The 25,459-nt window shown below is 51.2% G+C and carries 15 protein-coding genes and 13 pseudogenes; 13 read left to right on the top strand and 15 right to left on the bottom strand.

Features of this window, described 5'->3' with window-relative positions:
- The 3 pseudogenes from ACKLKD_RS23155 to ACKLKD_RS23165 form a co-directional block, all read left to right on the top strand.
- Positions 1 to 188: pseudogene (locus ACKLKD_RS23155) on the top strand (hypothetical protein); the annotation flags it as partial.
- A 940-nt stretch (positions 189 to 1,128) separates the two neighbouring features.
- Positions 1,129 to 1,242, top strand: a pseudogene (locus ACKLKD_RS23160) (transposase); the annotation flags it as partial.
- Positions 1,243 to 1,548: 306 nt separating this feature from the next.
- Positions 1,549 to 1,776 (top strand): annotated as a pseudogene (locus ACKLKD_RS23165) (IS3 family transposase); the annotation flags it as partial.
- A 91-nt stretch (positions 1,777 to 1,867) separates the two neighbouring features.
- Here ACKLKD_RS23165 and ACKLKD_RS23170 read toward each other — a convergent pair.
- The 4 genes and pseudogenes from ACKLKD_RS23170 to ACKLKD_RS23185 all read right to left on the bottom strand — a co-directional run.
- A complete protein-coding gene (locus tag ACKLKD_RS23170) occupies positions 1,868 to 3,424 on the bottom strand; it encodes a sensor domain-containing diguanylate cyclase (protein ID WP_032413416.1) in 1,557 nt (518 codons plus the stop codon).
- Between the two features lie 186 nt (positions 3,425 to 3,610).
- Positions 3,611 to 3,784: pseudogene (locus ACKLKD_RS23175) on the bottom strand (nuclease); the annotation flags it as partial.
- A 52-nt stretch (positions 3,785 to 3,836) separates the two neighbouring features.
- A pseudogene (locus tag ACKLKD_RS23180) lies at positions 3,837 to 4,910 on the bottom strand (integrase core domain-containing protein).
- Between the two features lie 94 nt (positions 4,911 to 5,004).
- Positions 5,005 to 5,318, bottom strand: a pseudogene (locus tag ACKLKD_RS23185) (IS1-like element transposase); the annotation flags it as partial.
- Between ACKLKD_RS23185 and ACKLKD_RS23190 the strand changes: the two are divergent.
- A pseudogene (locus ACKLKD_RS23190) lies at positions 5,285 to 5,536 on the top strand (IS3 family transposase); the annotation flags it as partial. The pseudogenes ACKLKD_RS23185 and ACKLKD_RS23190 overlap by 34 nt on opposite strands.
- 202 nt (positions 5,537 to 5,738) lie before the next feature.
- Here the strand turns inward: ACKLKD_RS23190 and hutG are convergent.
- The 4 genes from hutG to hutU are packed head-to-tail and all read right to left on the bottom strand — an operon-like array spanning position 5,739 to position 10,881.
- Positions 5,739 to 6,548 (bottom strand): N-formylglutamate deformylase, encoded by an 810-nt coding sequence (gene hutG / locus ACKLKD_RS23195; RefSeq protein ID WP_032413296.1) that lies wholly within the window; start codon positions 6,546 to 6,548, stop codon positions 5,739 to 5,741.
- On the bottom strand, positions 6,541 to 7,749 hold the full coding sequence (gene hutI / locus ACKLKD_RS23200; RefSeq protein ID WP_032413295.1) for an imidazolonepropionase: 1,209 nt from the start codon (positions 7,747 to 7,749) through the stop codon (positions 6,541 to 6,543). Before hutI ends, hutG begins: the two co-directional genes overlap by 8 nt.
- Before the next feature lie 11 nt (positions 7,750 to 7,760).
- A complete protein-coding gene (locus ACKLKD_RS23205) occupies positions 7,761 to 9,152 on the bottom strand; it encodes a purine-cytosine permease family protein (RefSeq protein ID WP_004118873.1) in 1,392 nt (463 codons plus the stop codon).
- Between the two features lie 52 nt (positions 9,153 to 9,204).
- Entirely contained in the window at positions 9,205 to 10,881 is a 1,677-nt protein-coding gene (gene hutU / locus ACKLKD_RS23210; RefSeq protein ID WP_032413293.1) for a urocanate hydratase, read from the bottom strand.
- 499 nt (positions 10,882 to 11,380) lie between these two features.
- Here hutU and ACKLKD_RS23215 point away from each other — a divergent pair.
- From ACKLKD_RS23215 to ACKLKD_RS23225, 3 pseudogenes are all read left to right on the top strand, one after another.
- Positions 11,381 to 12,386 (top strand): annotated as a pseudogene (locus ACKLKD_RS23215) (ATP-binding cassette domain-containing protein).
- Between the two features lie 32 nt (positions 12,387 to 12,418).
- Positions 12,419 to 13,028 (top strand): annotated as a pseudogene (locus ACKLKD_RS23220) (ABC transporter permease).
- A gap of 59 nt (positions 13,029 to 13,087) precedes the next feature.
- A pseudogene (locus tag ACKLKD_RS23225) lies at positions 13,088 to 13,597 on the top strand (aromatic amino acid lyase); the annotation flags it as partial.
- 33 nt (positions 13,598 to 13,630) lie between these two features.
- Here ACKLKD_RS23225 and ACKLKD_RS23230 read toward each other — a convergent pair.
- Positions 13,631 to 14,188: a HutD family protein gene (locus tag ACKLKD_RS23230; RefSeq protein WP_004118884.1), complete on the bottom strand. Its 558-nt coding sequence runs from the start codon at positions 14,186 to 14,188 to the stop codon at positions 13,631 to 13,633.
- Positions 14,185 to 14,946 carry a histidine utilization repressor gene (gene hutC, locus ACKLKD_RS23235; RefSeq protein ID WP_032413289.1) on the bottom strand — a complete coding sequence of 254 codons (762 nt, stop codon included), beginning with the start codon at positions 14,944 to 14,946 and terminating at the stop codon, positions 14,185 to 14,187. The genes ACKLKD_RS23230 and hutC overlap by 4 nt, the downstream gene beginning before the upstream one ends.
- A gap of 98 nt (positions 14,947 to 15,044) precedes the next feature.
- On the opposite strand from hutC, the gene ACKLKD_RS23240 reads away from it, so the two are divergent.
- Together ACKLKD_RS23240 and ACKLKD_RS23245 are read left to right on the top strand one after the other, a co-directional pair.
- Positions 15,045 to 16,412 carry a formimidoylglutamate deiminase gene (locus ACKLKD_RS23240; protein WP_032436710.1) on the top strand — a complete coding sequence of 456 codons (1,368 nt, stop codon included), beginning with the start codon at positions 15,045 to 15,047 and terminating at the stop codon, positions 16,410 to 16,412.
- 461 nt (positions 16,413 to 16,873) lie between these two features.
- Positions 16,874 to 17,571 (top strand): IS1 family transposase gene (locus ACKLKD_RS23245; protein ID WP_420061989.1). Its coding sequence is split into 2 segments (ribosomal slippage): positions 16,874 to 17,123 and positions 17,123 to 17,571, totalling 699 coding nucleotides; the frame shifts between segments, so codons are not numbered across the junction.
- A 95-nt stretch (positions 17,572 to 17,666) separates the two neighbouring features.
- Here ACKLKD_RS23245 and ACKLKD_RS23250 read toward each other — a convergent pair.
- The 3 genes from ACKLKD_RS23250 to ACKLKD_RS23260 all read right to left on the bottom strand — a co-directional run bounded on the left by ACKLKD_RS23250 (position 17,667) and on the right by ACKLKD_RS23260 (position 18,545).
- The gene (locus ACKLKD_RS23250) at positions 17,667 to 17,828 is read right to left on the bottom strand and encodes an integrase core domain-containing protein (protein WP_117077785.1); all 162 of its coding nucleotides are present in this window, start codon (positions 17,826 to 17,828) and stop codon (positions 17,667 to 17,669) included.
- Positions 17,829 to 17,945: 117 nt separating this feature from the next.
- On the bottom strand, positions 17,946 to 18,152 hold the full coding sequence (locus ACKLKD_RS23255; RefSeq protein WP_135724588.1) for a DDE-type integrase/transposase/recombinase: 207 nt from the start codon (positions 18,150 to 18,152) through the stop codon (positions 17,946 to 17,948).
- A gap of 270 nt (positions 18,153 to 18,422) precedes the next feature.
- The gene (locus tag ACKLKD_RS23260) at positions 18,423 to 18,545 is read right to left on the bottom strand and encodes a transposase (RefSeq protein ID WP_032413283.1); all 123 of its coding nucleotides are present in this window, start codon (positions 18,543 to 18,545) and stop codon (positions 18,423 to 18,425) included.
- Positions 18,546 to 19,470: 925 nt separating this feature from the next.
- Here ACKLKD_RS23260 and ACKLKD_RS23265 point away from each other — a divergent pair.
- Genes ACKLKD_RS23265 through ACKLKD_RS23275 form a run of 3 tightly spaced genes read left to right on the top strand, consistent with a single transcriptional unit; the run spans position 19,471 to position 23,492 of the window.
- On the top strand, positions 19,471 to 20,877 hold the full coding sequence (locus ACKLKD_RS23265; protein WP_032413280.1) for a purine-cytosine permease family protein: 1,407 nt from the start codon (positions 19,471 to 19,473) through the stop codon (positions 20,875 to 20,877).
- A 36-nt stretch (positions 20,878 to 20,913) separates the two neighbouring features.
- Complete coding sequence (locus ACKLKD_RS23270) at positions 20,914 to 22,503, top strand: class I adenylate-forming enzyme family protein (RefSeq protein WP_032413277.1); 1,590 nt, start codon at positions 20,914 to 20,916, stop codon at positions 22,501 to 22,503.
- Positions 22,500 to 23,492 carry a thioesterase, FlK family gene (locus tag ACKLKD_RS23275; protein WP_004118901.1) on the top strand — a complete coding sequence of 331 codons (993 nt, stop codon included), beginning with the start codon at positions 22,500 to 22,502 and terminating at the stop codon, positions 23,490 to 23,492. Before ACKLKD_RS23270 ends, ACKLKD_RS23275 begins: the two co-directional genes overlap by 4 nt.
- A gap of 117 nt (positions 23,493 to 23,609) precedes the next feature.
- Here the strand turns inward: ACKLKD_RS23275 and ACKLKD_RS23280 are convergent.
- Positions 23,610 to 23,717: pseudogene (locus ACKLKD_RS23280) on the bottom strand (antirestriction protein ArdA); the annotation flags it as partial.
- Between the two features lie 400 nt (positions 23,718 to 24,117).
- On the opposite strand from ACKLKD_RS23280, the pseudogene ACKLKD_RS23285 reads away from it, so the two are divergent.
- Positions 24,118 to 24,467, top strand: a pseudogene (locus tag ACKLKD_RS23285) (IS1-like element transposase); the annotation flags it as partial.
- An 11-nt stretch (positions 24,468 to 24,478) separates the two neighbouring features.
- Here ACKLKD_RS23285 and ACKLKD_RS23290 read toward each other — a convergent pair.
- A pseudogene (locus tag ACKLKD_RS23290) lies at positions 24,479 to 25,346 on the bottom strand (IS3 family transposase); the annotation flags it as partial.
- Between the last annotated feature and the right edge of the window lie 113 nt (positions 25,347 to 25,459).

Consider the following 25,459-nt stretch of genomic DNA (forward strand, 5'->3'; position numbering starts at 1 on the left):
GTCTGACGGATATTGGGGGGCATGAACTATTTCCTATTGAGGTATTTGGTATGGATACTGCTTCATATTTGGCGCGTAAGGCGATCAAAGAAAGTTACTATAATGAACGATATGGAAAGGATGGTTGGGCATCATGGGTTGCACCGGCTGGCCCCCTACCCCATTTGCCCGATAAGGGCTGCAGTTAACGCCAAAATGCTTCAGTAAGGGCTTCGGCCCTATTATAACTATCAGCACTTTTCTGGCATAAAAGGCTTCAGCCCTGTTGTACTTCATCCTGCGATTTCAATTTTGATCAATTAACCGGCCAGAAATCATACGAAATTTTCTTTTCGTCGCCGTGCGCTACGTGAAATCTGACGTACTCACCCCTCCGTTTTTCTTCAGATTTCGCGTAGCGCAACCTGAACAAAAACCACTAGAAAAGTAACTTTTTGACTGATTTAGAAGCTGGTTACCCCCACTTCGGGTGATAACATTAAATTAACACATGGAATAAGAGTTATTATTCTAACTGTAAATAGGATGTTGCATACATCTTGAAGCGATGGAAAAATGAGCATATTTCTCATTATTCCCGAATCCATACATTTTTATTGTTTTTATAGCAAAATAATGAAACTTCGTTTTATTTATTATGTATCAATTTTATAATTAATTGATGTTATTTTATCGCTATTGATATTTATCATAGTAACTATAACCAATGGAATTAAATCATATTCATCTAAATGTGACAGTGTCACGTTTCATGCATCTGGCGAGACCCATTTATCGTTAAAAGAAGTTCACTCCCATAATGAAACCTGAGCTTCTTATTTGCAGATCGTATGTGGATGTCTTTAGGTGCAGGAAGGAAAGTGATGCAAGCATGATAGGATGACAAACCGGCAAAGGGGCTGCTACTGCTCCATATTCAACAAACCACCCCTGGTAAGTTGAATCCTTTGCCGGTTTTACTGACAATACCAGATAAGTTAACTTTTTCCATCCGATTTTGTCTTCAACATTTTGAATTCAAGATTTTTTCAAAATGGGATGCTTTCACAATGCAACAACGGTTTTCAAGTATCTCGGATCATCATTCTTCATAAAAAATAGCTAAATAGCGATTTCACGTATTTCGCCATGAAAAAGACAAGCTATACTGAAGAACAGATTGCGTTTGCGCTGAAAAAGGCCGAAACCGGCACTCGCGTCGGGGTAGTCTGCCGAAATATGGGCATTTCTGAGCCCACTTTTACATCTATGGACTACCTCCGTTTTGCAAGTAATTAATCTGGTTTGGGGTGTTGCTTACATCTATCCGGCATCAGGAAAATAAGTAATTTTATATCTTACCGACAGTCGCCCTGTATTCTGATACCGTCAAAATGGATCATCCTGACTGACCTCAACGCACAACGCCCGGATCCATTGATGCGCCGGATCGCGATTCCAGGCCATGCTATCGTAAAGCATGGTACTTCCAGTGGCATATCCACAATCACCAGATAATCATCTTTGCAGGCCAGACGACGCGGAACCACGGCAATCATGGAAGGGTGTATGAGCCGTCGCGGTAACTGTCACGATAACGCGGTTGCAGAAAGCTTTTTCAGTTACTGAACCGAGAGCGCATAAAGAAAAGATCTACGGAAGGCGGGAGAAGCCCGCAGCGAAATTTTTGATTACATCGAAATTTTTTATAACAGTAAGCGTCGACATGGGTCGAGCAATCAGATGTCACCGACAGGATATGAAAACCAGTATTATCAATGGCTCGGAAGTGTTTAGATTATCCGTGACAATTCAAATGTAAGCCACGTGAGAACCTCAAAAGCACCATCGTACACTAAATCAGTAAGTTGGGAGCATTACACAAAACTCAAATAGCACTATATACAACCACTTTATTACGCCCCTCTCCCTTTGCTTGATAAAGAGCATCATCAGCATTTTTCAGCAAAAAGTCGATCCCACTAAGGGGATCAGTTTGCGTTGCTACACCAGCAGATATGGTGACACGCAAGTCATTAGTAAAAACAGAACTTTCAATAACACTTCTGATACGCTCCGCAATACGCTCTGCTGTTACCACTGAAGTATTCGGCAGAAAAATAACAAATTCTTCACCACCAAACCGGCAAACAATATCTTCACTACGGCAGCAAGAATTAATAGCATGAGCCAAAGAAATAAGCACCTCATCTCCGACCCCATGCCCGAAGAAATCATTTATTTTTTTAAAAAAGTCAACATCAATAGCAATAACTGAAGCCCCTGAGCCTTGCGTGTAATCCTTTGTTTTATTCGAAAACCCCAATCTATTATTTACACCGGTTAGGGGATCTTTTACTGCCACTTCATTTAGAGTGTTAACCCTTTTCATCATTACCTTTACATTCGTTAAAAGTGCCTTTTTAAGGCGGTCAGCTTCGGCATACCAAGCATTGATACCTTTAATATAAGTCAGCGAGGACTCTATATCTTTAGCATTGGTAGATATAGCAAGATTTTCTAAAGGAATTGAGATTTGGGATGCAATGAAATATGAAACAATTGAAAACACAACTATTATTACAACTAGCAGCACAAGCACATTTTTAGCATAATTAATAAGAATAGTGGTCACGTTGTCAGCATGACTATAAACAAACACATTCCAGTCAGTATTTTTCATATGAGCATAACCAAGAAGATACTTATGCCCCGAAGAAAAAAAGGTACCATCGCCTCTTTCAGACGAAGCTAACTTTGATTTCAAATCATCAGGCATAACCATCGGTCGACCAACAACACTGTTATCTTTATTAAAGATCACATTACCATCATCACTAACGATGGTAATTTCAGTGTCGTCATTAAAAAAATGCCTACTCAAAACATCGCTAAATAAACTCTGTTTTTTTAGATATATAGACCCGCCGATATACCCTATGTAATTACCACTCTTATCATAAATAGGATGTGACAACAAAACAATCAAATTCCCAGCAACTGATTTGTAAGGTTGCGATATAAATGCCTTTTTGCCCTCAATAGCCAATTTACTGACACTTGAGTTCAAGTGAACACCAACTAAATCAAGTGATTCTGGAGAAGTTGCCAGAACAACAGCGCCATTACTAACAACAATAACTGAATTAAACATGCCGGACTGCAATCTTAGCCTATCAGCCTCATTTTTAAGATATTCAACATCAGTCGTTGATTCAATTTTCTTAGCGCCATATGCTAGTTCGCCCTGAGCCATTTCAATATAACTGCTCATTACATCCGACATTTTCATAGCGTACGATGAATTAGCATCAAGCAAATCTTTTTCTATATTTTCGTGTTGATAAAACATAATGACAACTATCATAAAAATAGAAGTCAAAAAAATACCACCAACGGACAAGGTTATGACTATCGGACGAAGGTGAGGCTTTTTAATTCTCATAAAAATACACTCCATATAATTAAAAAATGCCGCATTTACCATAGCAGCCCTTAGCTACACCGCTCCGGACGTGTTCAGCACGACTGCATAGCATGCAGTCGTGTGAATGGCACTGGTTTTCGACGCAACTTAGCTGAAAGCCCTGTTTTAACCTGTTTGTCACAGCGTCGGTCCATTGTACGTCTGCTACCACTGCGATCGTTTCAGCTTTAGCGCTTTATGATGCTGCGCTGCTCGCTCAAACTCTGCATCTGCGTTCTGAAGGCCGTGACGCGCTCGCTCAGCGCCGCGTCCTACCGTTGCATAAGACCAGACATCGTACGCTATTCCGCGAAGGCGTACTCCTACTCGTCCTGATCTTGACCCGCCGTTTCTGGACAGCTTTTGTATCTTAAATTAACGATGTGCACTGCTACAGTTGTTCCCTTTGAGAGTGATATCCCAGCGCGCTGTGCGGGTGGTTTTCATTGTTATGCTTGAATGCTGCTGCAAGGTTTCACAGTGCTGTTCTCAATCCTGTTTTGGCATGAACGCTATATAGTCTTCTTTCATCGTTTTCACGAACCTCCGCGTTTCATACGTGGTATACGCTGAACCGTTGTCCGTCAGCCACTGCACTGGTGTGTCCGGCAACATGTCGCCGATGCGCTTTCAGAATCACATCCCGCACCGTCGAACTGTCATAACCTCCCGTGATTGCTGCCCAGTCTATGCCCCCACGGTCGCAGAAGTCCAGCGCGAACGTGACCCGCAGTTTTTCACTCTTCTCGCAGACGAATTCAAAGCCATCTGAACACCTGAGCATCTCGCTTTCTGCTAACGAGATTTTGGCCTTATGTCTACGCTTCGGTCGCTCTTGCTTGTCATGCATATACTCGCTCATTATCCTGTAAAACCTTTTGGCGTTTACTGCTGGTTGTCACTCTGTCTTACTTTGCTTGCGCCGGATGCCCCACTCGCGTCGATAACCATAACTCGGTTTATCACTGATAATATTGAGGAAAGCCGACAGTATTCCGCGTCTGCGTCGTCATTACGCCGGTTACTGCGCCTGTCCTACCAGTCGGCAGAACGTTTCGCTGCGCACACGACATGCCCATGGCGCGGCTGACACGGGCTATTCCCCGTCCTTTGGCAACAAGAACGCGTACGCTATCCATTTTCGCGACTGACCGTACTCCACGGCTTCTTTCAGGATCTCGACTTCCATCGTCTCTTGCCCAGAAGGTACTGAAACTCCCGGACACTGCTTCAGTGTAGATATGATCTAAGAAGCAGGAACGACATCTTCTCCGGGAGCAATGGCGGTAAGGCAGCCTTCCTGATTTTGCTTCTTCAACTTAAACAGCAGGCTGGGCTGAATACCGTGCAGGCGGGCGGCATGGGAGACATTCATGCCTGGCTACATCGTCTGCAGGATAATAGCGATTTCCTTATGAGGCGTTTTACATTTACGGACTTCTTGCCCTAACAGGATCCCGGTCATCTCAAAATTGGCGTTAGAGTTATACATATATTCAAGCCTATCTCTTATCTGGAGATACAGCCACTGTCTGGTGTTTAAAGGGGCTAACCCAGCATGATTTTGCGCCGAGGTAGCCCCATTGTTCGTCCATTTCCTCGCAGACAATGACGTCACTGCCCGGTTCTATGTGCGAGGTTACCTACTGCGGCCTGAGTTTTTTAAGTGCCGTAAAATCGTTTTGAAGCCAACGCTCATAATGCGTGCACTGGCGCGACATCCGTCGCCATTCCTGACTATATCAATAATTTTCTGGAGTGTACCGGGATGAGAGGCGGTGTAAGTGAACTTCAGTCGCCATGTTTTACAGCAGTTAGAGCAGAGATAGCGCTGATGTCCGGCAGTGTTTCTGCCGGGCCAATAACCTGGCACCGAGCATGAGCCGGCGTGGCAACTGCTGGGATAATGCGGTGGCCGAATCGTTCTACAGTTCACTGAAAAAAGAACGTATCAGGAAGAGAATATACAAAACCCGGGACATGGCCCGGGCGGATATTTTCGCTTACATTGAAGTGTTCTACAACCGTAACCGACGCCACAGCCACCTCGGTAGCGTCAGTCCGGAGGCCTTTGAACAGGCCTCGTCGTGAGGACAGGATTTTGTCTACAGGCGTGGGGTAAGTCCATTGGTTGATTATAACTGTCAAGCTGTATGGGTCAGTTCCTTCATGGGAGAATCCTGCTTCAGCATTAAGGCTAAGCGATCGTTGTGTCAGCACTTCCCTTCCTTATCGCTTTCGTCTATTTTGGTGTTTTCGTGTGATTGTGTCTTCGGCTTTTCAATATACGTGTTCACATTCCGGGCTTGCCGTACTCCTCTCGTCCCCACTGCAACGCAGTATTAATCAACCTCTCCAGCAGTTGTTGCGCCTGCAGCCCTTTCTTCGGAAGATAAGCAAAGCTCTCCTCATCCATATAGCAGCACTGGGCCATTTCTAGCTGAACTGCATGAATATGGTTGACGGGATCGCCATAGTGACGGGTGATATATCCGCCTTTAAAGCGGCCATTGAGTATCCGGCTATACTGCGGGAACGCACTGCAGCTTGCCAGCAGCGCCTGGCTGAGCTGCGTCGAACAGCTGGCGCCGTCCGCCGTACCAAAGTTCAGATCCGGCAGGCGCCCTTCAAACAAGCGCGGCACCACGGATTTGATCGAGTGCGCATCCCACAACAGCGCATAGCCAAATTTCTCACGCAGGCGTGCCAGTTCAGCGGCAAGCGCCTGGTGATAAGGCTGCCAGACCTGTTTTAGGATCGCGTCCTTCGCCGCCGCGTCAGGCGCACCGCCCGGCACGAACAGGGCTTCGCCGTCAAAAAAGATATCGGTAAACAGCCCGGTTGTCGCCGTGCTGTAAAGCGGTTTATCATCCGCCGGGCGATTGATATCCACCACATAGCGGGAATAGCGGGCGCATAACGTGCTGGCCCCCATGTCCGCGATGGTCTGATAGAGCAAGGGAACATGCCAGTCGGTATCTTCCAGACGCTTCGCCCTCGGCGTGAGTCCCTGGTCGACTTCGGGGGTTAATAACGTTCCCGGATGGGGCATACTGACCAGCAGGGGCAGGTTCCCCTGCCGCAAATCAAACGCCTTAATCACAATAAACCTCCTTACCTTGATAAATCACCTGTTTCGAAAGGGAGCCTCCCAGCCAGTAGCTTAGCTCCGCCGGATGAGCGATATCCCACGCCACGAAGCTGGCCTCTTTTCCGGCTTCCAGAGAACCGCAAACTGTATCCAGCCCCAGCGCTTTCGCGCCGTTAAGCGTCACGCCAGCCAACGCCTCTTCCGGTGTCATGCGGAATAGCGTACAGGCCATATTCATCATCAGACGCAGGGACAACACCGGCGAGGTGCCGGGATTTAAATCGCTGGCGAGGGCAATCGGCACCCGGTACTGACGCAGCAGATCCAGCGGCGGTAGCTGTTTCTCACGCAGGAAGTAATAGGCGCCCGGCAGCAGCACCGCCACCGTCCCATGGCGTGCCATTGCGGCGACATCTTCTTCGCACAAATATTCCAGATGATCCGCCGACAGCGCATGGTAGCGAGCGGCCAACGCCGCCCCATGCTGTAGCGTTAGCTGTTCAGCATGGAGCTTCACTGGCAGCCCCAGTTCCCGGGCCTTCTGAAAGACCCGCTCCACCTGCGAGGGCGAAAATGCCAGGTGTTCGCAGAACGCATCCACCGCATCCACCAGCCCTTCCTGATGCAGTTCCGGCAGCAGTCGTTCGCAAATATAGTCAATCCAGGCATCCGCCCGCTCCTGATACTCGACGGGCACCGCATGGGCCGCCAGGCAGGTACTGCGCACGGTCAGCGGCACTATGTCGCCTAAACGGCGGATCACCCGCAGCATTTTACGTTCGTTAGCCAGATCCAGGCCGTAACCGGATTTGATCTCCAGCGCCGTTACGCCGTCCCGGCACAGCTCCCGGATACGCTGCCGCGCGCTCTCCAGCAACTGGCTTTCGCTGGCCTGTCGAGTGGCGTTGACTGTACTGGCGATCCCACCGCCGCCGGCCGCGATCTCCGCATAGCTCGCCCCGTTGAGACGCATTTCAAATTCCCGGGCCCGGTCGCCGCCAAACACTGCGTGGCTATGACAATCCACCAGTCCCGGCGTGACCACCCTGCCCTGCAAATCCACCTGCTGCGCAACGGGCAAGTCCGGCATTTCTGCCCGGTTCCCGACCCATAACAGCACTGCGCCGTCGGTCAGCATCGCGCCATCGTTAAGCAACTGATAATGCCCTGCGGCCATGGTGGCGATCCGGCAGTGGTGCCAAAGGGTATACATGACGCTCTCCTTTAACGACTGATGGCGGCGACAGCCGCCGCGGACGGCGCTTTGCGCAGGACATAGTAGAGCCCCGCCGGAAGCGCCAGCCCAATGAGCCAGGAGATATCGATACCGCCCAGCATCTTCACGAATGGGCCGGAATAGAATCCACTATCAATAAACGGCGTCTGTACCGCCACTCCAACGAGATAAACCCCAAGCCCCGTCACATTCCACGCCCGATATTTCCCGTTCGGATCGTTCAGCGCCTCCATGTCTATCGCCTGATGGTTGAAGAAATAGTAATCCACCAGGTTAATCGCGCTCCACGGTGTAAAGAAAGTCAACAGGAACAACAGGAAGGATTTAAACGCCGACAGGAAAGAGTGTTGCCCGATAATCGCGATAGCGGTCGCCAGGGTAATAATCATCGCCAGCACCAGCAGACGTACCGACTGGCTTACGCGCACTCGCTGCTTCCCGCAGCTGTACACCGTCGCCAGGCACATCAGGCTGCCGTAGGCATTCAGGGTATTGATCGTCAGTTTACCAAACGCGATGCTCAGATATAACAGCGTGGCAATCGCGCCGGTGCCGCCCAGGCCGACGATATAGTCCACCTCATGACCGACCAGTTTTCCCTGAGAGAGAGCGGCAGCCAGCACCCCGACGGTCATGGCGATTTGCGCGCCAATCACCGAACCGCTCCCGACGGCGAAAAAGACCTTCCCGGGAGAGGTGCTGCGCGGCAGATAGCGGGAATAATCGGCAACATAGGGGCCAAAGGTGATCTGCCAGGAAGCCGCAAGGCCGGTGGCGGTTAAAAACGTACTCCAGCTAAAGGGTCGGATACTCAGCAGGTCGCCAATAGCCGGAAAGGCACTGATTTTCCACAGCAGGTAGATAAACGCGATAATCCCCACCAGGCTTGCCAGCTTACCCAACAGGTGGATCAACCGATAGCCGACGTAGGCGATAACCAGCGTGGCGGCAGCAAAAAGCAGAATGCCGCTGGTTTCCGTAGTATGGAAAACCGCTGAGATCGCCTGGCCGGACAGCACCGCCCCGGTGGCGATAAAGCCAAGGTACATCAGGCAGACCAGCAGAATCGGCAGGCAGGCGCCGTAGACGCCGAACTGTACCCGGCTGCTGATCATCTGTGGTATCCCCAGCTGCGGCCCTTGCGCGGCATGCAATGCCATCACAATCCCACCGGCAATCTGCCCCAGCATAAGACCGGCCAGCGACCAGAAAACATCCCCGCCGAATACAATAGTTAATGCGCCAGTGACCATGGCGGTAATTTGCAGGTTAGCCCCCAGCCACAGGGTGAACTGGCTAAAAATGCTACCGTGGCGTTCACCGTCAGGGATGGGTTCAATAGAACGTGTTTCGATGTATGTTGTGTTGTTATTATTCATGGCTGCACTCCGGTGAGGCGAAGGGGATACATTGCCCCCTTCGCCGGAGAAATTAATCCGCAATCATTGGCAGGTTAAGTCCTTGCTCTCTGGCGCATTCAATCGCGATGTCATAACCCGCATCCGCATGGCGCATCACACCGGTGGCCGGATCGTTGCTCAGCACCCGGGCAATACGTTCCGCCGCTGCATCGCTGCCGTCGCAGACAATGACGACGCCGGAGTGCTGGGAGAAGCCCATCCCTACGCCGCCGCCATGGTGCAGGGAAACCCAGGTCGCGCCACTGGCGGTATTCAGCAGCGCGTTCAGCAATGGCCAGTCGGAGACCGCATCGGAGCCGTCCTGCATCGCTTCCGTTTCGCGGTTAGGGCTGGCAACGGAGCCGGAGTCAAGATGATCGCGGCCGATCACGATCGGTGCCGACAGCTCGCCGCTGCGGACCATTTCGTTAAACGCCAGGCCCAGCCGGGCGCGCTGTCCCAGGCCGACCCAGCAGATCCGGGCCGGCAGCCCCTGGAAGCTGATGCGCTCTCTGGCCATATCCAGCCAGTGGTGGAGGTGTTCATCATCGGGTATTAGCGCTTTAACTTTCGCGTCGGTGCGGTAGATATCCTGCGGATCGCCGGAAAGCGCCGCCCAGCGGAATGGGCCAATCCCCCGGCAGAACAGCGGACGAATATAGGCGGGAACAAAGCCTGGGAAGTCAAAAGCGTTTTCCACCCCCATCTCTTTCGCCATCTGGCGGATGTTGTTGCCGTAATCGAAGGTGGGAATGCCCTGCTGCCTGAAGGCGAGCATGGCTTTAACGTGTTCGGCCATTGAGGCTTTCGCCGCGTGGATCGTCTCCACCGGGTGGGACTGCGCGCGAGCGCGGTAGTCTTCCCAGCTCATGCCCAGCGGCAGATAACCGTTGAGGGGATCGTGTGCGCTGGTCTGGTCGGTCACCATATCCGGGCGCACGCCGCGTCTTACCAGCTCCGGTAAAATTTCCGCCGCGTTGCCATGCAGCGCGATGGATACCGCTTCTCCTTTTGCGGTATAGCGGGCAATGCGGGTCAGGGCGTCATCCAGGTCGCTCGCCTGCTCATCGACATAGCCGGTACGCAGACGGAAGTCGATACGCGACTGCTGGCATTCAATATTCAGCGAACAGGCTCCCGCCAGGGTTGCGGCCAGCGGCTGGGCGCCGCCCATCCCCCCCAGACCCGCAGTCAGCACCCAGCGTCCGCGCAGGCTACCGTTATAGTGCTGGCGCCCGGCTTCCACAAACGTTTCGTAAGTGCCCTGAACAATGCCCTGGCTGCCGATGTAGATCCATGAGCCGGCCGTCATTTGCCCGTACATCGCCAGACCTTTTGCATCAAGCTCGTTGAAGTGCTCCCAGTTTGCCCAGTGCGGCACGAGGTTCGAGTTGGCGATCAGCACCCGCGGGGCATTGTCGTGGGTTTTGAAAACCCCCACCGGTTTACCGGACTGGATCAGCAGCGTTTCATCATCATTGAGCTGCTTCAGGGTCTCCACTATCTTGTCGTAGCATTCCCAGTTGCGGGCCGCCCGGCCAATACCGCCGTACACCACCAGCTCTTTTGGATTTTCGGCGACATCGGGATCCAGGTTGTTCATCAGCATGCGCAGTGGCGCCTCTGTGAACCAACTTTTTGCGTTCAGCTTAGTGCCTCGCGGGGCTCTGATTTCAATATTGCGAAAACGGGTTGCTTGTTTACTCATGCGCTTTACCTTCTTATCTGTAACCTGTCATATGCTACTTAATCGTAAATTTTATTTTTTACGGCTTAGTTGTGTATACATGATAAGCATATTGAATGCCAGGTTAGTAATGAATTTATAAAACCCATAAAATACAGTAAGCTAACATTAAATCAGAGAGACATCCTGCGCTATACCATCGTGAACACACTGTGGTGATGTGCCATTATGGTGCAAAAATACAGCTCTCTGCCTTATTTTTGTGCACCAAAACATCACAAAAAGATAACACCAGTGCATTTTCTATCTCGTCATGACTTCTTATCTCGCCATAAACGGCAGTACCCTATAACGGAAAAATACACTAATGAATTGTTTTAAATCACTAAATAACCATCTTATTGCGTATTTCACTGGTACTGACACAAGCGTTTTTGTTGTACATACAAGATTACCTATAGAAGAATTTTGTCGCGTGACTCCCCTGCACTCGGGAACACCACACACAACAATCAGACGCGTGAAGAAGATTACCTCCCAGAATGTGGCTGAGCACTACGACAACGGTTCGATCGAAGTAAATGGCCTTGGCCTGGTAGCACCGTGTGGAAATATTAGGGTATTTGTCGGCCCTTCGGGCTGTGGAAAACCACCTTGTTGCGGACAATTAACCGGTTACTGGAATCGTTATGCAGGATTTGGCCCGATAACGGTTCCAGTAACCGAGCAAATGGATATCGTGCAACTGCGCCACTAAAAGTAAAGCCAGAGCCGGGGGAATTACTGGAAGTCGTCGGTCTGGATCCGCAAATCGCCAAACCTTCCGCTGACAGCTTTCCAGAGGCCAGCAGCAGCGCGTGGGCGTTGCCCGCGCCCTGGCGGCAGACCCGGAGTTTATGTTGATGGACGAACCGTTCAGCGCGGTCGACCCGGTGGTCCGCGAACAGCTGCAGGAAGAGTTTTTGCGTATTCAGAAAGAGGTGAGCAAAACCATCATTATGGTCACTCACGATATTGATGAAGCCATGAAGCTCGGTGACCTGGTCGCGGTACTTAAACCTGGCGGCAAGCTGGCGCAGATGGCCTCTCCAGGCGAACTGCTCAATACGCCGCAAAACGCCTTTGTGTCGGACTTTATCGGCAAAGACAGAGGCTATCGCAAACTGAGTTTCCACGCCGCCGACACAGAAACCGGGTTACGCAACTAGCCCTATGCCGAGCCGGACTGTTCCTTCGAGCAGGCCAAAGAGATGACCATCGACCGCTGGCTGCTGGTTACCCAAAACGGCAAAGCGTTTGGCTGGTTCGACACCCATCAGCCGGCAATAGCAATTACCCACGACAACATCAATCTGGGGGCGACGTTCCACCAGCAAGGGAGCCCGTTGCGCCATTTACTGGACGCTGCACAGAGCTCGCCCAACCACCGGGCCGTGATCGTCGATGAACGGCAAATCCTGCAGGGGACCATCCACCTCAATCAAGTACTCGACATGTGTAAATCCACGCACCAGGAGGGAGCATGAGATTCGATTGGCTATGGGCGCAGAGCGATTAAATCTTCAACCTGTTTCTCTGGCACAGCTATCTCGCAATTGTGCAGGTAGTAATAGGGGTAATTCTGGCGCCCCCTGTAGCCTGGGGCATTCACCACCTGCCATCGGTCGAGTCGGCGATCGTTAACCTGTTTGGCATACTGTATACCATTCGGTCACTGGCGCTGTTTGTGCTGCTGCCCCCGCTGCTCCACACGCAGATTCTGGACCCCATTAATGTTGTTGTCGCACTTGCCATCGGCAGCTTTGCGCTACTGGTTTGCACCGTCTGCGACGGGCTGGACTCCGTATCGGCCGATACCCGTCAGTCCGCGGCAGCGCTCGGGTATAAACCCGCCCAGCAGTTTTTCCAGAACGACCCGCCGCTGGCCGTGCCGGTGATTCGTTACGGTCTGTGCGTTGCCGTGGTGTTTAAGGTCAGAATCGTTTCCGTCGCGGCATTAATTGGCACACCACAGCTCGGCTCGCTGTTTACCCTGGGGCTTCCTGCTGCAATTTCTGACTCCCATCATCGGTGGGATCGCGGACAGCATCATTCTGGCGCTGCTGCAGGATATGCTGGTGGTTTACGCCACTCGTCAACTCAGCAACTGGCAACCTCAGAGAGGATAATTATGCTTCAGAACTCGCTTAGTATACGCTGTATCCCCCAGATCCGCGGTGCGCCAACGGCGCTTGCCGTTGCGATTGCCCAGTTGAGCACCGCTTCCCAGCCCCGTTGCGACTAAATAACCAATACGCATCTCAGCGGGCTGCCGGCCTTTCTTATCTCGCCGGATTCGGGGTACTCCGGGATGATGATCCCACCCTACGTCGCCGCTGCGCTGGCGGGCGATAACCGCAGTCTGGCCGGCCCGGTCAGTATCCACACGGTGTCCACCTGCACCGGTCAGGAAGATCATGTCAGCATGTGGAGGTTGCCGCCGCACGCATAGCGCTTCAGGCGGTAGAAACGCCGTGGACAACGTCGCCATCGAACTGCTGTGCGCCTGTCAGGCGCTGAAGTTCCATCGCCCGCTGCGTGCCGCCGTGGGCAGCGAGGCGACGCTGGAGAGAGTGCGTCAGGCGTGCCGTTTCGGGATAAAGATACGCTGCTCTACCCCGATATACATGCGCTACGCGCCCTGATTCATCAGGGCGAACTCAGCGCGATGCTGCAGGCATTGTGCGAAGAGGAGTGACAACAGGCGCCGCAGATGGAGCCTGCGGCGTGATTAAAGGGGAACCAGCGTGATGCGGGCCAGACGCACGCCCGGAGAGTCCTGGATAACCAGCGCCACCGCTTCATCCACCAGCAGGCTGTCGTAATGTTCCAGTAAATAGCGTTGGTCGCCGACGCTCACCCGCAACGCGGGCCCGGCATTAAACAATATCCGCAGTCCGCCCTGATACGACCACGTTCCCGCCCCGCACCAGCTCACCGTCGCCCGCAGAGCGGCTTCCCGGTAAATCACATTAAAATCCAGCAGCGGGCCGCCGACAATCTCACAGGATACGCCGCTCGCGCCGTTGAACCCCAGCGCCTGGAAAGGCGCAATCAATGCGCTGCGCTGCCCATCGATTGTCAGGTACATCCCGCCGCCTTCCAGCACGCTGATATTGCGCAGGTAGCCGGGAAATGTGGAGAACGGACCAGGCTGGCGAATGGTCGCCAGGGATATACGCCATTCATATTCTCCCGATTCCGGATAGCGGGCCACTTCGCGCGTCACGCCCAGGCCGTTTTTCCAGGGCATTTCCGTATACAACCCGGCAGGGAGCAGACGGATCATTTGCGCATGCTCCCTTCCAGACGGTAACGCGGACCGGGATAGACCAGGCGCACGCTGGTGACGATTTTCTTCTCCTGACGGCCGGTCCACGTCCGACGATTGACCAGCAGACAAGGCGTATGTTCATCAATTTCCAGGTAAACACACTCGGCCCGCGTGACGTTGACCGCTTCAATAACGTGTTCGCCTTCAACAATCGGCGCAATTGAGGAGAGATAGGCGTTCGGCGTGATACGTGTAAAATCCTGCTGCAGGTAGTCAGGCACAACCTGCATATTCACCAGTCGGTCTTCCAGCATAACCGGTACGCCATTTTCATAATGGCAAATCAGCGAATGGTACAGACCGCAACCCTGCTGCATGCCAAAGCTGAACGCCTGCTGGGCATCGGCTTCGATTTCCGTCAGTCTGAAAACTCTGGCGTGGTGGCGATGGCCACGGCTGACGATTTCGTCAGCGATATTGTTAATGTCCAGCAACGCCGACTGACCGCGAATTTCGGCGACAAAAGTACCGACCCCCTGCATTCGCACCAGCAAGCCCTCCGCGGTCAGTTCTCGCAACGCGCGGTTAATCGTCATCCTGCTATAACCAAACAGCGTAACCAGTTCGCTTTCAGAGGGAACACGGTAATTCGCGGGCCATGCCCCGCTGTGGATCTTGGTTTTGATCATGACCTTTACCCTTTCATAAAAGGGGGCGGGATGTTCAAGTATCTCATCCACGGAATCCGAATTTGACAAGTCATTACGCGCCATTAACCATTCCTCATATGCTGACGTTGTCAGTTTACTCTATGACCTGTTAGATGTATATATATGTACAAGTATATTAGCACTAATAATAAGGTGGTAAAATGGCAGTCTGGTTGGCAGAAAAAGCGCTTTTGTCTGATGGCTGGGCAAATAACGTCGGCATAACCGTGTCCGAAGAAGGCATCATAACCGCGCTGGAAAAGAACGCAGCGCCGAGTCCGCATGCGACGCGCATCAAAGGGGTCGTCGTGCCGGGTATGCCAAACCTGCACTCCCATGCCTTCCAGCGGGCGATGGCCGGGTTAACGGAGGTCGCGGGAAACCCGTCGGATAGCTTCTGGACCTGGCGGGATCTGATGTACAGGCTGGTAGATAAAATAACGCCAGAACAGCTGGAAACCATCGCCAGCTATCTGTACATCGAAATGCTCAAAGCCGGGTACACCTCGGTCGCCGAATTCCACTATCTGCATCACAGCAGCAGCGGCGCGCCTTATGAAGAGCGGACGGAATTAGCGCTGCGTATCGCCAGCGCGGCGAAACATACCGGCATCGGCCTGACGCTGCTGCCCGTCCTGTACAGTTACGCCGGGTTTGGCGCCCAGCCGCCCTCCGTTGGACAGCGCCGCTTTATCAACGATAGCGACAGCTATCTGACAATGTACGAGTCGCTCACATCGCGGCTGGCCGGCGAGCCAATGCAGCGTACCGGTCTGTGCTTCCACTCATTACGGGCCGTTACGCCGGAGCAGATTGGCGCCATTCTGGCCTGCCATCCTGGCCAGCAGCCGATTCATATTCATATTGCTGAACAGCAAAAAGAGGTGGATGACTGCCTGGCCTGGTCCGGCGAGCGCCCGGTGGAGTGGCTGTACAACCATCTCCCCGTGGATTCGCGCTGGTGCCTGATCCACGCCACTCATCTGACGCCTCAGGAAACGATGAAGATCGCCGCATCCGGTGCGGTGGCCGGCCTGTGCCTGACCACCGAAGCCAATCTCGGCGATGGCATATTCCCTGGCCCACAATATCTGGAGCATAACGGCGTCTGGGGAATAGGTTCCGACAGCCATATTAGCGTCAGCGTCAGCGAGGATTTACGCTGGTTCGAATACGGGCAGCGCCTGGTAGCCCAGCGACGCAACCGGCTCATCGTCCCAGGCGAGCCTCACGTCGGCAACGTGCTGTATCAAGGGGCACTACGAGGCGGCGCCAGAGCGCTGGGCCAAAACATTGGCCAGCTAAGTGTAGGATATCGGGCCGATCTTGTCGTATTGGATAGCCAGAATCCCTTTATCGCCAGCGCAGAAGACCAGATGTTGCTCAACCGCTGGATCTTCGCCTGCTCATCTAATCCCATTACCGCGGTGATGACTGGCGGACGCTGGGTGATTGAGGATGGACATCACCATCAAGAAGAATCTGTCTCACAGGCATTTATTCAGGTAATGAAACATCTTGCAGTCTGAAATCGAACAAACCGGTTCAACGACGGTGAACCGGTTTTGTTTCTGAATGAAGTTTAAATAATTCAAATGATTTTACTAACGGGATTGTGTCGGTCATGATGCATCGCCTCTCTTGCTTGGCTTCACTCCTTGCAATTCAGGAGGTGAGTACCTTTTAATGCAGAATTATAAGTTACTGGTTATCTCATGAATCAATATGCTATTTAGTTATCAAAGTTGAATTTATATTGAAACAGTTCATAAAGTACAGACCTCCTGCCTTGGAAGCCGGCAGTTTTATTTGAGTACCAGTAATGATGCGGTTAATTTTCGGGTGAGTGATCGGCCCATAGACTGGGACTGGATAAAAACCCATACGCCGGACGCAGCTCTCAGTATTAGCTACTGCTCCTACCAACGTAATGCGGGTGATGCTGCCAACTTACTGATTTAGTGTATGATGGTGTTTTTGAGGTGCTCCAGTGGCTTCTGTTTCTATCAGCTGTCCCTCCTGTTCAGCTACTGAAGGCGTGGTGCGTAACGGTAAAAGTACTGCCGGACATCAGCGTTATCTCTGCTCTCACTGCCGTAAAACATGGCAGCTACAGTTCACTTACACCGCCTCTCAGCCCGGTACGCACCAGACAATCATTGATATGGCCATGAATGGCGTTGGATGCCGGGCAACCGCCCGCATTATGGGCGTTGGCCTCAACACGATTTTACGTCACTTAAAAAACTCAGGCCGCAGTCGGTAACCTCGCGCATACAGCCGGGCAGTGACGTCATCGTCTGCGCGGAAATGGACCAACAGTGGGGATACGTCGGGGCTAAATCGCGCCAGCGCTGGCTGTTTTACGCGTATGACAGGCTCCGGAAGACGGTTGTTGCGCACGTATTCGGTGAACGCACTATGGCGACGCTGGGGCGTCTTATGAGCCTGCTGTCACCCTTTGACGTGGTGATATGGATGACGGATGGCTGGCCGCTGTATGAATCCCGCCTGAAGGGAAAGCAGCACGTAATCAGCAAGCGATATACGCAGCGAATTGAGCGGCATAACCTGAATCTGAGGCAGCATCTGGCAAGGCTGGGACGGAAGTCGCTGTCGTTCTCAAAATCGGTGGAGCTGCATGATAAAGTCATCGGGCATTATCTGAACATAAAACACTATCAATAAGTTGGGACCATCACCGATACAACCATCAGTTTGTAATGTCGGTTGGTTGACCCTGACCCCGAATATGGTCCAGTCGTAATCAGGAATAACAGACTTCATGTTGACTGCATATTCTGCCAACAGGCAGACTTCTCTGCGAATTTGGATGGCGTCATCCAACCGGGTATATAATACGGACGCCTCTGGTTATAGTGTATGCGCCAGGCCTCGATTCTGCACCATGCAACCTCCAGAGACATGTACCAGTCCTTGTTCAGTCATTCCTGTCTCAGACTGCAGACTGCCATTGAACGACTCCGCTGTGGCATTGTCCCTAGGTGTTCCCGGCCGGGAAAAGTCTATATGGCCCTCCCCTTCATACACCAACTTGCCCATCATTTTCCAGCAAATTCAGAGCCGTTATCAGTTTTCAGCAACTGTGGTAAGAGACGTGTGAGGGCAATGGTGTTCATCTCTGCGATCTCCGTTGAGCGCAGATTCTGGCCCACGCAGATCCCAATAGATTCGCGTGTGTAGAGATCAATGACTGTCAGCTGGCGTAACCGATGCCCGTCAAATAAGGCATCAGAAAAAAAGTCCATGCCCCAGGCATGATTCGGATACAGCCCCTGCTCGCTTTAGCAGTCGGTAAATACGCTTAAGTTTATCCCGCCAGCCCTCCCGCCTTAGCATAACGTGAACCCTCCGGTAGCAATAGTGAACCCGTGTCTCGGTGATCCCACTGATACGCGAGCGCAATGCGCTGTTGTCTGTCGACACAGAACCGTAGCGTAGAGAGCTACGGCTGACCCGTAGCGCAAAACAACCGCATGTGCTTCAGTTCGGTAGGAGATGTTCCTCCGTTTTTTTCGTCACGTATAAAACGTGGGATCATAAATATCCTGCTTACGGCAGGCCTCCGGCACGGACTTCACCGGATCAGCCAGCTTCAGGGCAAAAACAATCTGCTCTTCGGTGAATCGTGATTTTTTCATCGGCACGACCTCACCACCTCCGTTCAGGGAGTGTAGAACATACCGGCATTATGTTTCTGAATGGTGCAGGAGTTCGAGTCAGGGTCAACTCATTTGTATATACATGACTGGTTTAACGGTTGCCAAGATGGAGTGATATTTTTTATAAAACAGGAGGATATAATATTTTATTTAAATTAATAGCTAATGATTATCTAGTGGAAAACTTCATTGCTCAATTGTGGTGCAAATGTTAAGTGTTTATCCCTGTAATGGGGCATGTCATGCTTTCATTTTATCAACAATTGACTTCTTTGAGGATACTTTACAAAGATCCTCTCTGGTAAAACCAGCCGACAAAAAAATAACTGTCTTAAATTCAATTTGTTATGTTTTGGTGCGCAATCATGGCATGGCTAATGCAGGTTGTATATGCAGGCCTGTACATTAAATCTTTCTTACAGCTTATACTTTATGAGAAAAATCCAACAACCAAAGTAAAGGGGCGGTTATTACGATGAGTACCTTCAATCACAGAATTAAACATGATGGCTCTGACTTTGTGGAGGTTGATAACCAGAACCCGAGACTGCCGAGTACTTCAGGCGGAGGAAAAAATACATCACGATCGAAGATCGATACTACGTCATGCTTAATTAATATCTGAGAGTAGTTAATTTCTGAGGTATTCGAATCAATGATATGAGGTTTATCCCATGAGGAGTAGTGGCGTATGTCGTCATAACACGTTCATCGTCAAGGTATCGGCACCCTAATTTATCAGGGCACTGCAAAAAAACGGGTATTAAAGACTGAATCGCAGAAAGGCAGAGGTTTAAGTCTTCATGTTGATGACAGCAGGCGGCCTATAGCAGAACGAGTAAATGTTGCTAGCAGGCAGCGTACCGTTCAGATTATATGCTTGTAATTTTCAAAGGATTCATCTATGAAACATTCCACTAGCACTGTAAAGCACACGGTTATAGAAAGACGGTCAATCGATTATGTTCCTGATAATGAGCGCTTCGGCAGCGCTATGGGACAGTTTACATTATGGCTAGGGGTTAACCTTAATATTACCGCTATTGTGACCGGCGCGTTGGCCGTTGTATTAGGCGGCGATGTTTTCTGGTCATTAATCGGTTTATTTATAGGTCAGATATTAGGCAGTATCATAATGGGGCTACAGGCCATACAAGGGCCAGCTACAGGACTGCCGCAAATGATTCGAAGCCGTATGCAATTTGGTGTTTATGGCGCGGTCATCCCTCTTTTACTGGTAAGTTTTTTATATATAGGGTTCTCTGCTGGAGGCACCTTGCTGGCAGGACAGGCAGTGGCTAAAATTTTGAATGCCGCAGAATGGCAGGGTATCGTTTTATTCGGTGTCATCACGATCTTGGTTGCCACTTTAGGCTACCGCGCCATACATTCTTTAGCACGGATCGCGAGTGTGGTCGGCATCATTGCATTTATTTACATGTTCGTTGCATTATTAGCTGGCCATAATATTAGCAGTCTTCTAGAACAGAGAAAATTTATTCCCAACCAGTTTATCCTTTCCATTTCACTGGCGGCGGCCTGGCAAATTGCTTATGGCCCCTATGTCGGAGATTATTCACGTTACCTGCCTACGGATACATCAAAACTGAAAGTGTTCTTTGCCGCCGCCTCTGGAACAACGCTGGGCTCTCAGGCAGCCATGACATTTGGTGTTTTTTCCGCCGCTATTGCCGGAGTGGCATTTACCGGACATGAAGTAGAATTCGTTGTAAATCTGGGGGCATCCGGTCTCGTCGCATCTTTGCTTTACTTTGTCGTAGGCTTCGGCAAAATAACCATGATGACATTGAATGCGTATAGCAGTTATATGTCGAGTGCGACGCTGGTGAATGGTTTCAGAGGAAAAGCAACCGTCTCTGTCGGTCATCGATTTATTTATGTATCAGCCATGATTTTGTTAGCTGTTTCCATTGCGTTATGGGGCTCGGGAAGCTTCATTCACGCTTTTTCTTCTTTTTTATTATTTCTACTGACCTTTATTTCTCCCTGGAGTGCAATTTGTCTGGCTGACTGGCAGTGGGGGCATCGTTCAAAATGCGACCTGCAGGCATTAAACGATCCACAAGGAATATATGGCCGCTGGAACTGGAGTGTAATTTCCATTTACTTCATTGGCTTATTAATGGAACTTCCTTTTGTTTCCAGCAGTATTTACACTGGTCCGATTGCAAGCTTGTTGGATGGTGCAGATATCTCTTGGTTAGTTGGCCTGATTGGCACCGGCATAGTGTATTACATTTACAGCAGAATATTGCCCCCCGCTTCTATGAAAATACAGGCTGCTGATTAATAGTAACAATAATAATCCCAAGAAAAGGATCCATACATGAAATATATTGTTGACCCATTTTCCGAAAAAACGTCGCTTAATACGCCATACCGTTTACTGCGTCATTATGCAGAAAAATGGCCTGATAAAGAAGCGCTGGTATTCGATGCTGGTAATCAACGAATGACCTTCAGAGGTTGGCTTGACAGTGTCGACAAGTTGGCGCTAGAGCTAAGTCGTCGTGGTGTAAAAGCGGGTGACCCTGTGGCTCTGTTGGCAGAAAATCGTATTGAGTGGCCAGTTGCCCAGATTGCAATTTCGGCCTTAGGTGCGATACTGGTGCCTGTTAATACACATTTCCGTGATAATGATTTACGCCACGTTCTCGATCACAGCCAAGTGGTTGCCATCTTGCTGTCCGAACGTTTTCGCTCCAGCGAATATTTAGCCATGGTACGAGCGATTCATCCTCAACTCCCTAGCCTAAGAGACATTATTAACTTCGATGATATGGAATATGAAGCAGTAATGCGCCAACCCGTTTTGGCTGAACTGACGGAGTGGGTATGGTCCCCCAGAGAGTTGGCTAGCATCCAATATACTTCTGGTACTACTGGACGGCCTAAAGGCGCAGAACTCTGTATGGAAGGGATAATGATGAATGCCTGGGGCACCGTGCAGCGGCTGGAAGTGACGGCGATGGATCGCTGGACATCCATTATTCCGCTCTTCCACTGTGCAGGTTGCATCATGAATATTCTGGCATGCCTGACAGCTGGTGCGACATATTTGGGTATGCGTGCTTTCGACGCCGGACAAATGCTTTCGCTGATAGAACGGGAGCGCTGTACAGTTCTGACGGGAGTCCCCACGTCCTACTTAGCGATGTTAGAGCATCCGGACAGACCATATTTCGATCTCTCGTCTTTGCGTACCGGTACCTGCGGTGGTGCAGACTGCGATCCGAGACTTCTGGAACAGTGCGCGCGGGCGTTTCCTATTAATGGGTTGGTTCAGGTTTACGGGCAGACGGAAGCCAGCACACTGATAGCGTTAGATTACTGGCAAAGTCCCCAGCGCTTTGCCACCGCTGGCTTGCCCTTACCTGGAGTTGAAGTGCAGGTCTGCGATCCGAATACCGGAGTGGTACTCCCCCACGGGGAAATCGGCCAGCTACAGGTTCGTGGGCCAATGGTCATGTTGGGATATCATCGAGATGCGGAGGAAACCGCTCGCTGCATCGATCCTCAAGGCTGGATGAATACGGGCGATCTCGGTCGGCTAAACATCGATGGTAGGGTCGAACTGGTAGGAGGACGCCTGCGCGATATGATCATTCGCGGTGGTGAAAATATCTATCCTGTAGAGATAGAAAATCTGCTGCGTGAGCATCCGTCGATCACTGAAGTTGCAGTCTTCGCTCTACCCGATAAATTTTACGGCGAAGTGGTAGCCGCCGCTATTGAGTCCACCAAGCCGTTATCCAAAGATGAAATAAGAAAAGCCTGTGTTGGAAAAATAGCTGGTTTTAAACATCCTGCTCGGGTCTTTACCATCGTAGAATGGCCGATGACGTCAAGCGGGAAGATCCTAAAGCGCATGTTGAAAAGCGCAGCCCTTGATGGGCAACTGAAGGAGCTTTTATGAAAATGAGTGTGACAGGCTATCCACATACATGCGTCTTCACCCCTGGGCCGCACCAAACAGCAGCTGCAATTGGCAACACGGGTGTGAAAGTGGTGTCGACACCAGCGTTGATCGCTCTATTGGAGGAGACCAGTGCCGATGCTGTAGCAAAAGACTTACCGTCCGGCTGGGTGAGCGTGGGAACCCATGTCGACGTACATCATCATAAACCCGCCTGGCCTTATCAGGAGGTTCGCTGTACGGCGACGTTAATTAGCGCAGACGAGAAAAGGTTGCAGTTTTTCGTACAGGCGCATCAAGCGGGAGCATTGATCATGAGCGGTAAGCATGAACGTGCTCTAGCGCCACTCAGCCGTTTTGAACGTGCTGATGGTAAACTGCCAGAGGGAGCTCCGCTGGAGTTTTTCTTTGATTTTCACAGCCCTTGGTGCTACCTCGCCTTCCCCCGCCTAAGAGAAATTGCCGCTGCGTACGGAAGAATGATAGTACTACGTCCCTTCCATCTGGCTAATTTGATTGACCGCATAGGTGGACGTAGACCGTTGGATGCCTCGCCAGCGTTTGTCAACTGGTTCAAACAAGATATGCAGGACTGGGCGCGCATTCGCCGGCTGCCACTGAGTTATCATCCTAAGTTCCCGTTGCGGCCTTCACGTGCGCTGCGAGCTACCCTGTATGCAGTTGAAGAGGGGCTGGGAGAAGCATTCGCCTTCAAGGTGATGCAGGCGTATTGGTCACAAAGTCTGGATATTAGCGATGTTGCCATCTTAGGCGACTTAGCCACTTCAGTAGGGCTGGATAAAAATGCGTGCATCTCCTCCATCGGCGATGAAGCCCGGAAGCTAGCCATAGTATCGAACACAGATGAAGCTATTGCTCGCGGGGTATTTGGTGCACCAGCAGTGTTTGCCGATGGCAAACTGTTCTGGGGAAATGACCGCCTTGATATGATGGACACTTGGCTGGCATCTGCGGGAGAGCGCTGCTGAGCCACCGACGGAGAGAAGTAGGCTAACGCTTGCTTCTCCCAACTATAGACTCAGACCAGTATAAAAGTTGGGACTTCCTATGTTAAACCCGAAAAGGAGATAAGGTCGGTAAACCACCCTGCTGTCAAACTCCGTTGGGTCAAACCATTTGCCGAAAATACTACCGCAGTTATAATTGTGGTAAATGCCGACCTAGGCAGCAGGTGTGGTGGTCGTGTTGCCCATAAAAAACCTCCGTGGTCAATATCGTCTGGGGTCCGGCTTATACTGTGCCGACACAAGTGACGGGAGAACAACGGAGGATGCAAGGGCGTCACCGAAGCCGCTGCAGAGTAAATAGCAGGAGGAGGCTGGGCGGTTTGACGGCGAAAATTGAACCTGAAAACGATGGGAAGATGGCGGTTAGGGCCTTTGAAATAAATGTGGCCGGGTTAAGTTGACAGCGTTTATGCTCCCCTTGCATCAGTCGTGGCCCAGCTATAGTAGCGGCACGTCTGTCAACGTTAAACGGGATGAATGTGGCGCGTAGCAACATCGTTTTTATTGCGTCGTTGATATTCACAAAATCCTGGGTAGTGCTACCAACTTATTGATTTTGTGTTGGATGGTGTTTTCGAGGTGCTTTATGGCTTCCATTTACGTGGGATCGCCATCTTGTGCTGTGACTGAAGGCGTAGACCGTAACGGCAAAAGTACTGCCGGTCATCAGCATTATCTCTGCAGGCAGTGCCGTAAGCCATAGACACTCACTTTCACCTATACAACCTCACAGCGCAGTACACACCAGAGAAAAATCATCGATATGACTATAAATGGCTCTGGATGCCGTGCCAGTCCACACATTATCGGCATTGGTCTGAACACCATTTTCCGTCGTTTAAAAAACTCAGTCCCCAGTCAGTAACCTCGCGGATAAAGGCTGGCTGGGATGTTATTGTCTGCGTAAAAAGGGAAGAGCAGAGGGGCTACGTCGGGTGGGTTGGCTCCTATATTTCCATACACTTTTTATCACTTAACCCATTACTGGTCCGCCGCCGCAGATATTCCCGTGGTGAACGATATCCCAGTGCACTATGCGGATGCCATTCTTTATAATGTTCGAAGGCCTCCGCAAGGTTCTTTACCGCTGTTAACCCGTCGGGCTTCGGCATGATGCTGATGTAATCGCGCTTCATCGTTTTGACGAAGCTCTCTGCCATCCCGTTGCTTTCCGGGCCGCTTACTGCTGTATGTTCAGGCTCCAGTCATACCATTCTGGCGAACCTATGCGTCTGATGAGTCCGGTAGGCCGAACCGTTATCCGTCAGCCACTCAACGGGTGATGACGGCAGGCTGCTGCCGAAGCGGCGTTCCACTACTCCCAGCATGACGTCCTGTACGGTTTCACTGTCGAAGCCACCCGTTGTGACCGCCCAGTGAAGTGCCTCGCGATCGCAGCAGTCAAGCGCGAACGTGACCCGCAGTTTTTCACCGTTATCACAGCTGAACCCGAAGCCGTCAGAGCACCACCGCTGGTTACTTTCTCCAACGGCCACTTTCCCTGTATGCGCGTCGCTTCGAGGGCGGTATTGCCGGTTTACGCTCAAGCAGCAACGCATTCTGACGCATGATGCGATATACGCGTTTGGCATTCAGCACCGCCATGTCGTCAGTTTCTGATTGTCTGCGCAGCAGTGCCCATACCCGACGATAACCATAGGTGGGCAGATCGCCGATAACGGTATGGATAAGGGCCAGCGCTTCAGTATCATCAGGCTTGCGCTTGCACCGACGACCCTGCCAGTCCTTCGACCTACGCGCCATGGCATGCAGCTGCGCACGTGAGACCCGGAGGCAACGACTGACAAGGCTTATTGGGGTCAGTTTGGATATCAAAAATAATTGTACGTTAGGCTCATTTTTTGACCATCAATGATGAGCCAATATCTGGCGAAATTTAACAGAACCGCCTATGCCCCAAATCCCGT

Source organism: Klebsiella sp. 10982, from assembly GCF_048589245.1.
Taxonomy (GTDB): domain Bacteria; phylum Pseudomonadota; class Gammaproteobacteria; order Enterobacterales; family Enterobacteriaceae; genus Klebsiella; species Klebsiella quasivariicola.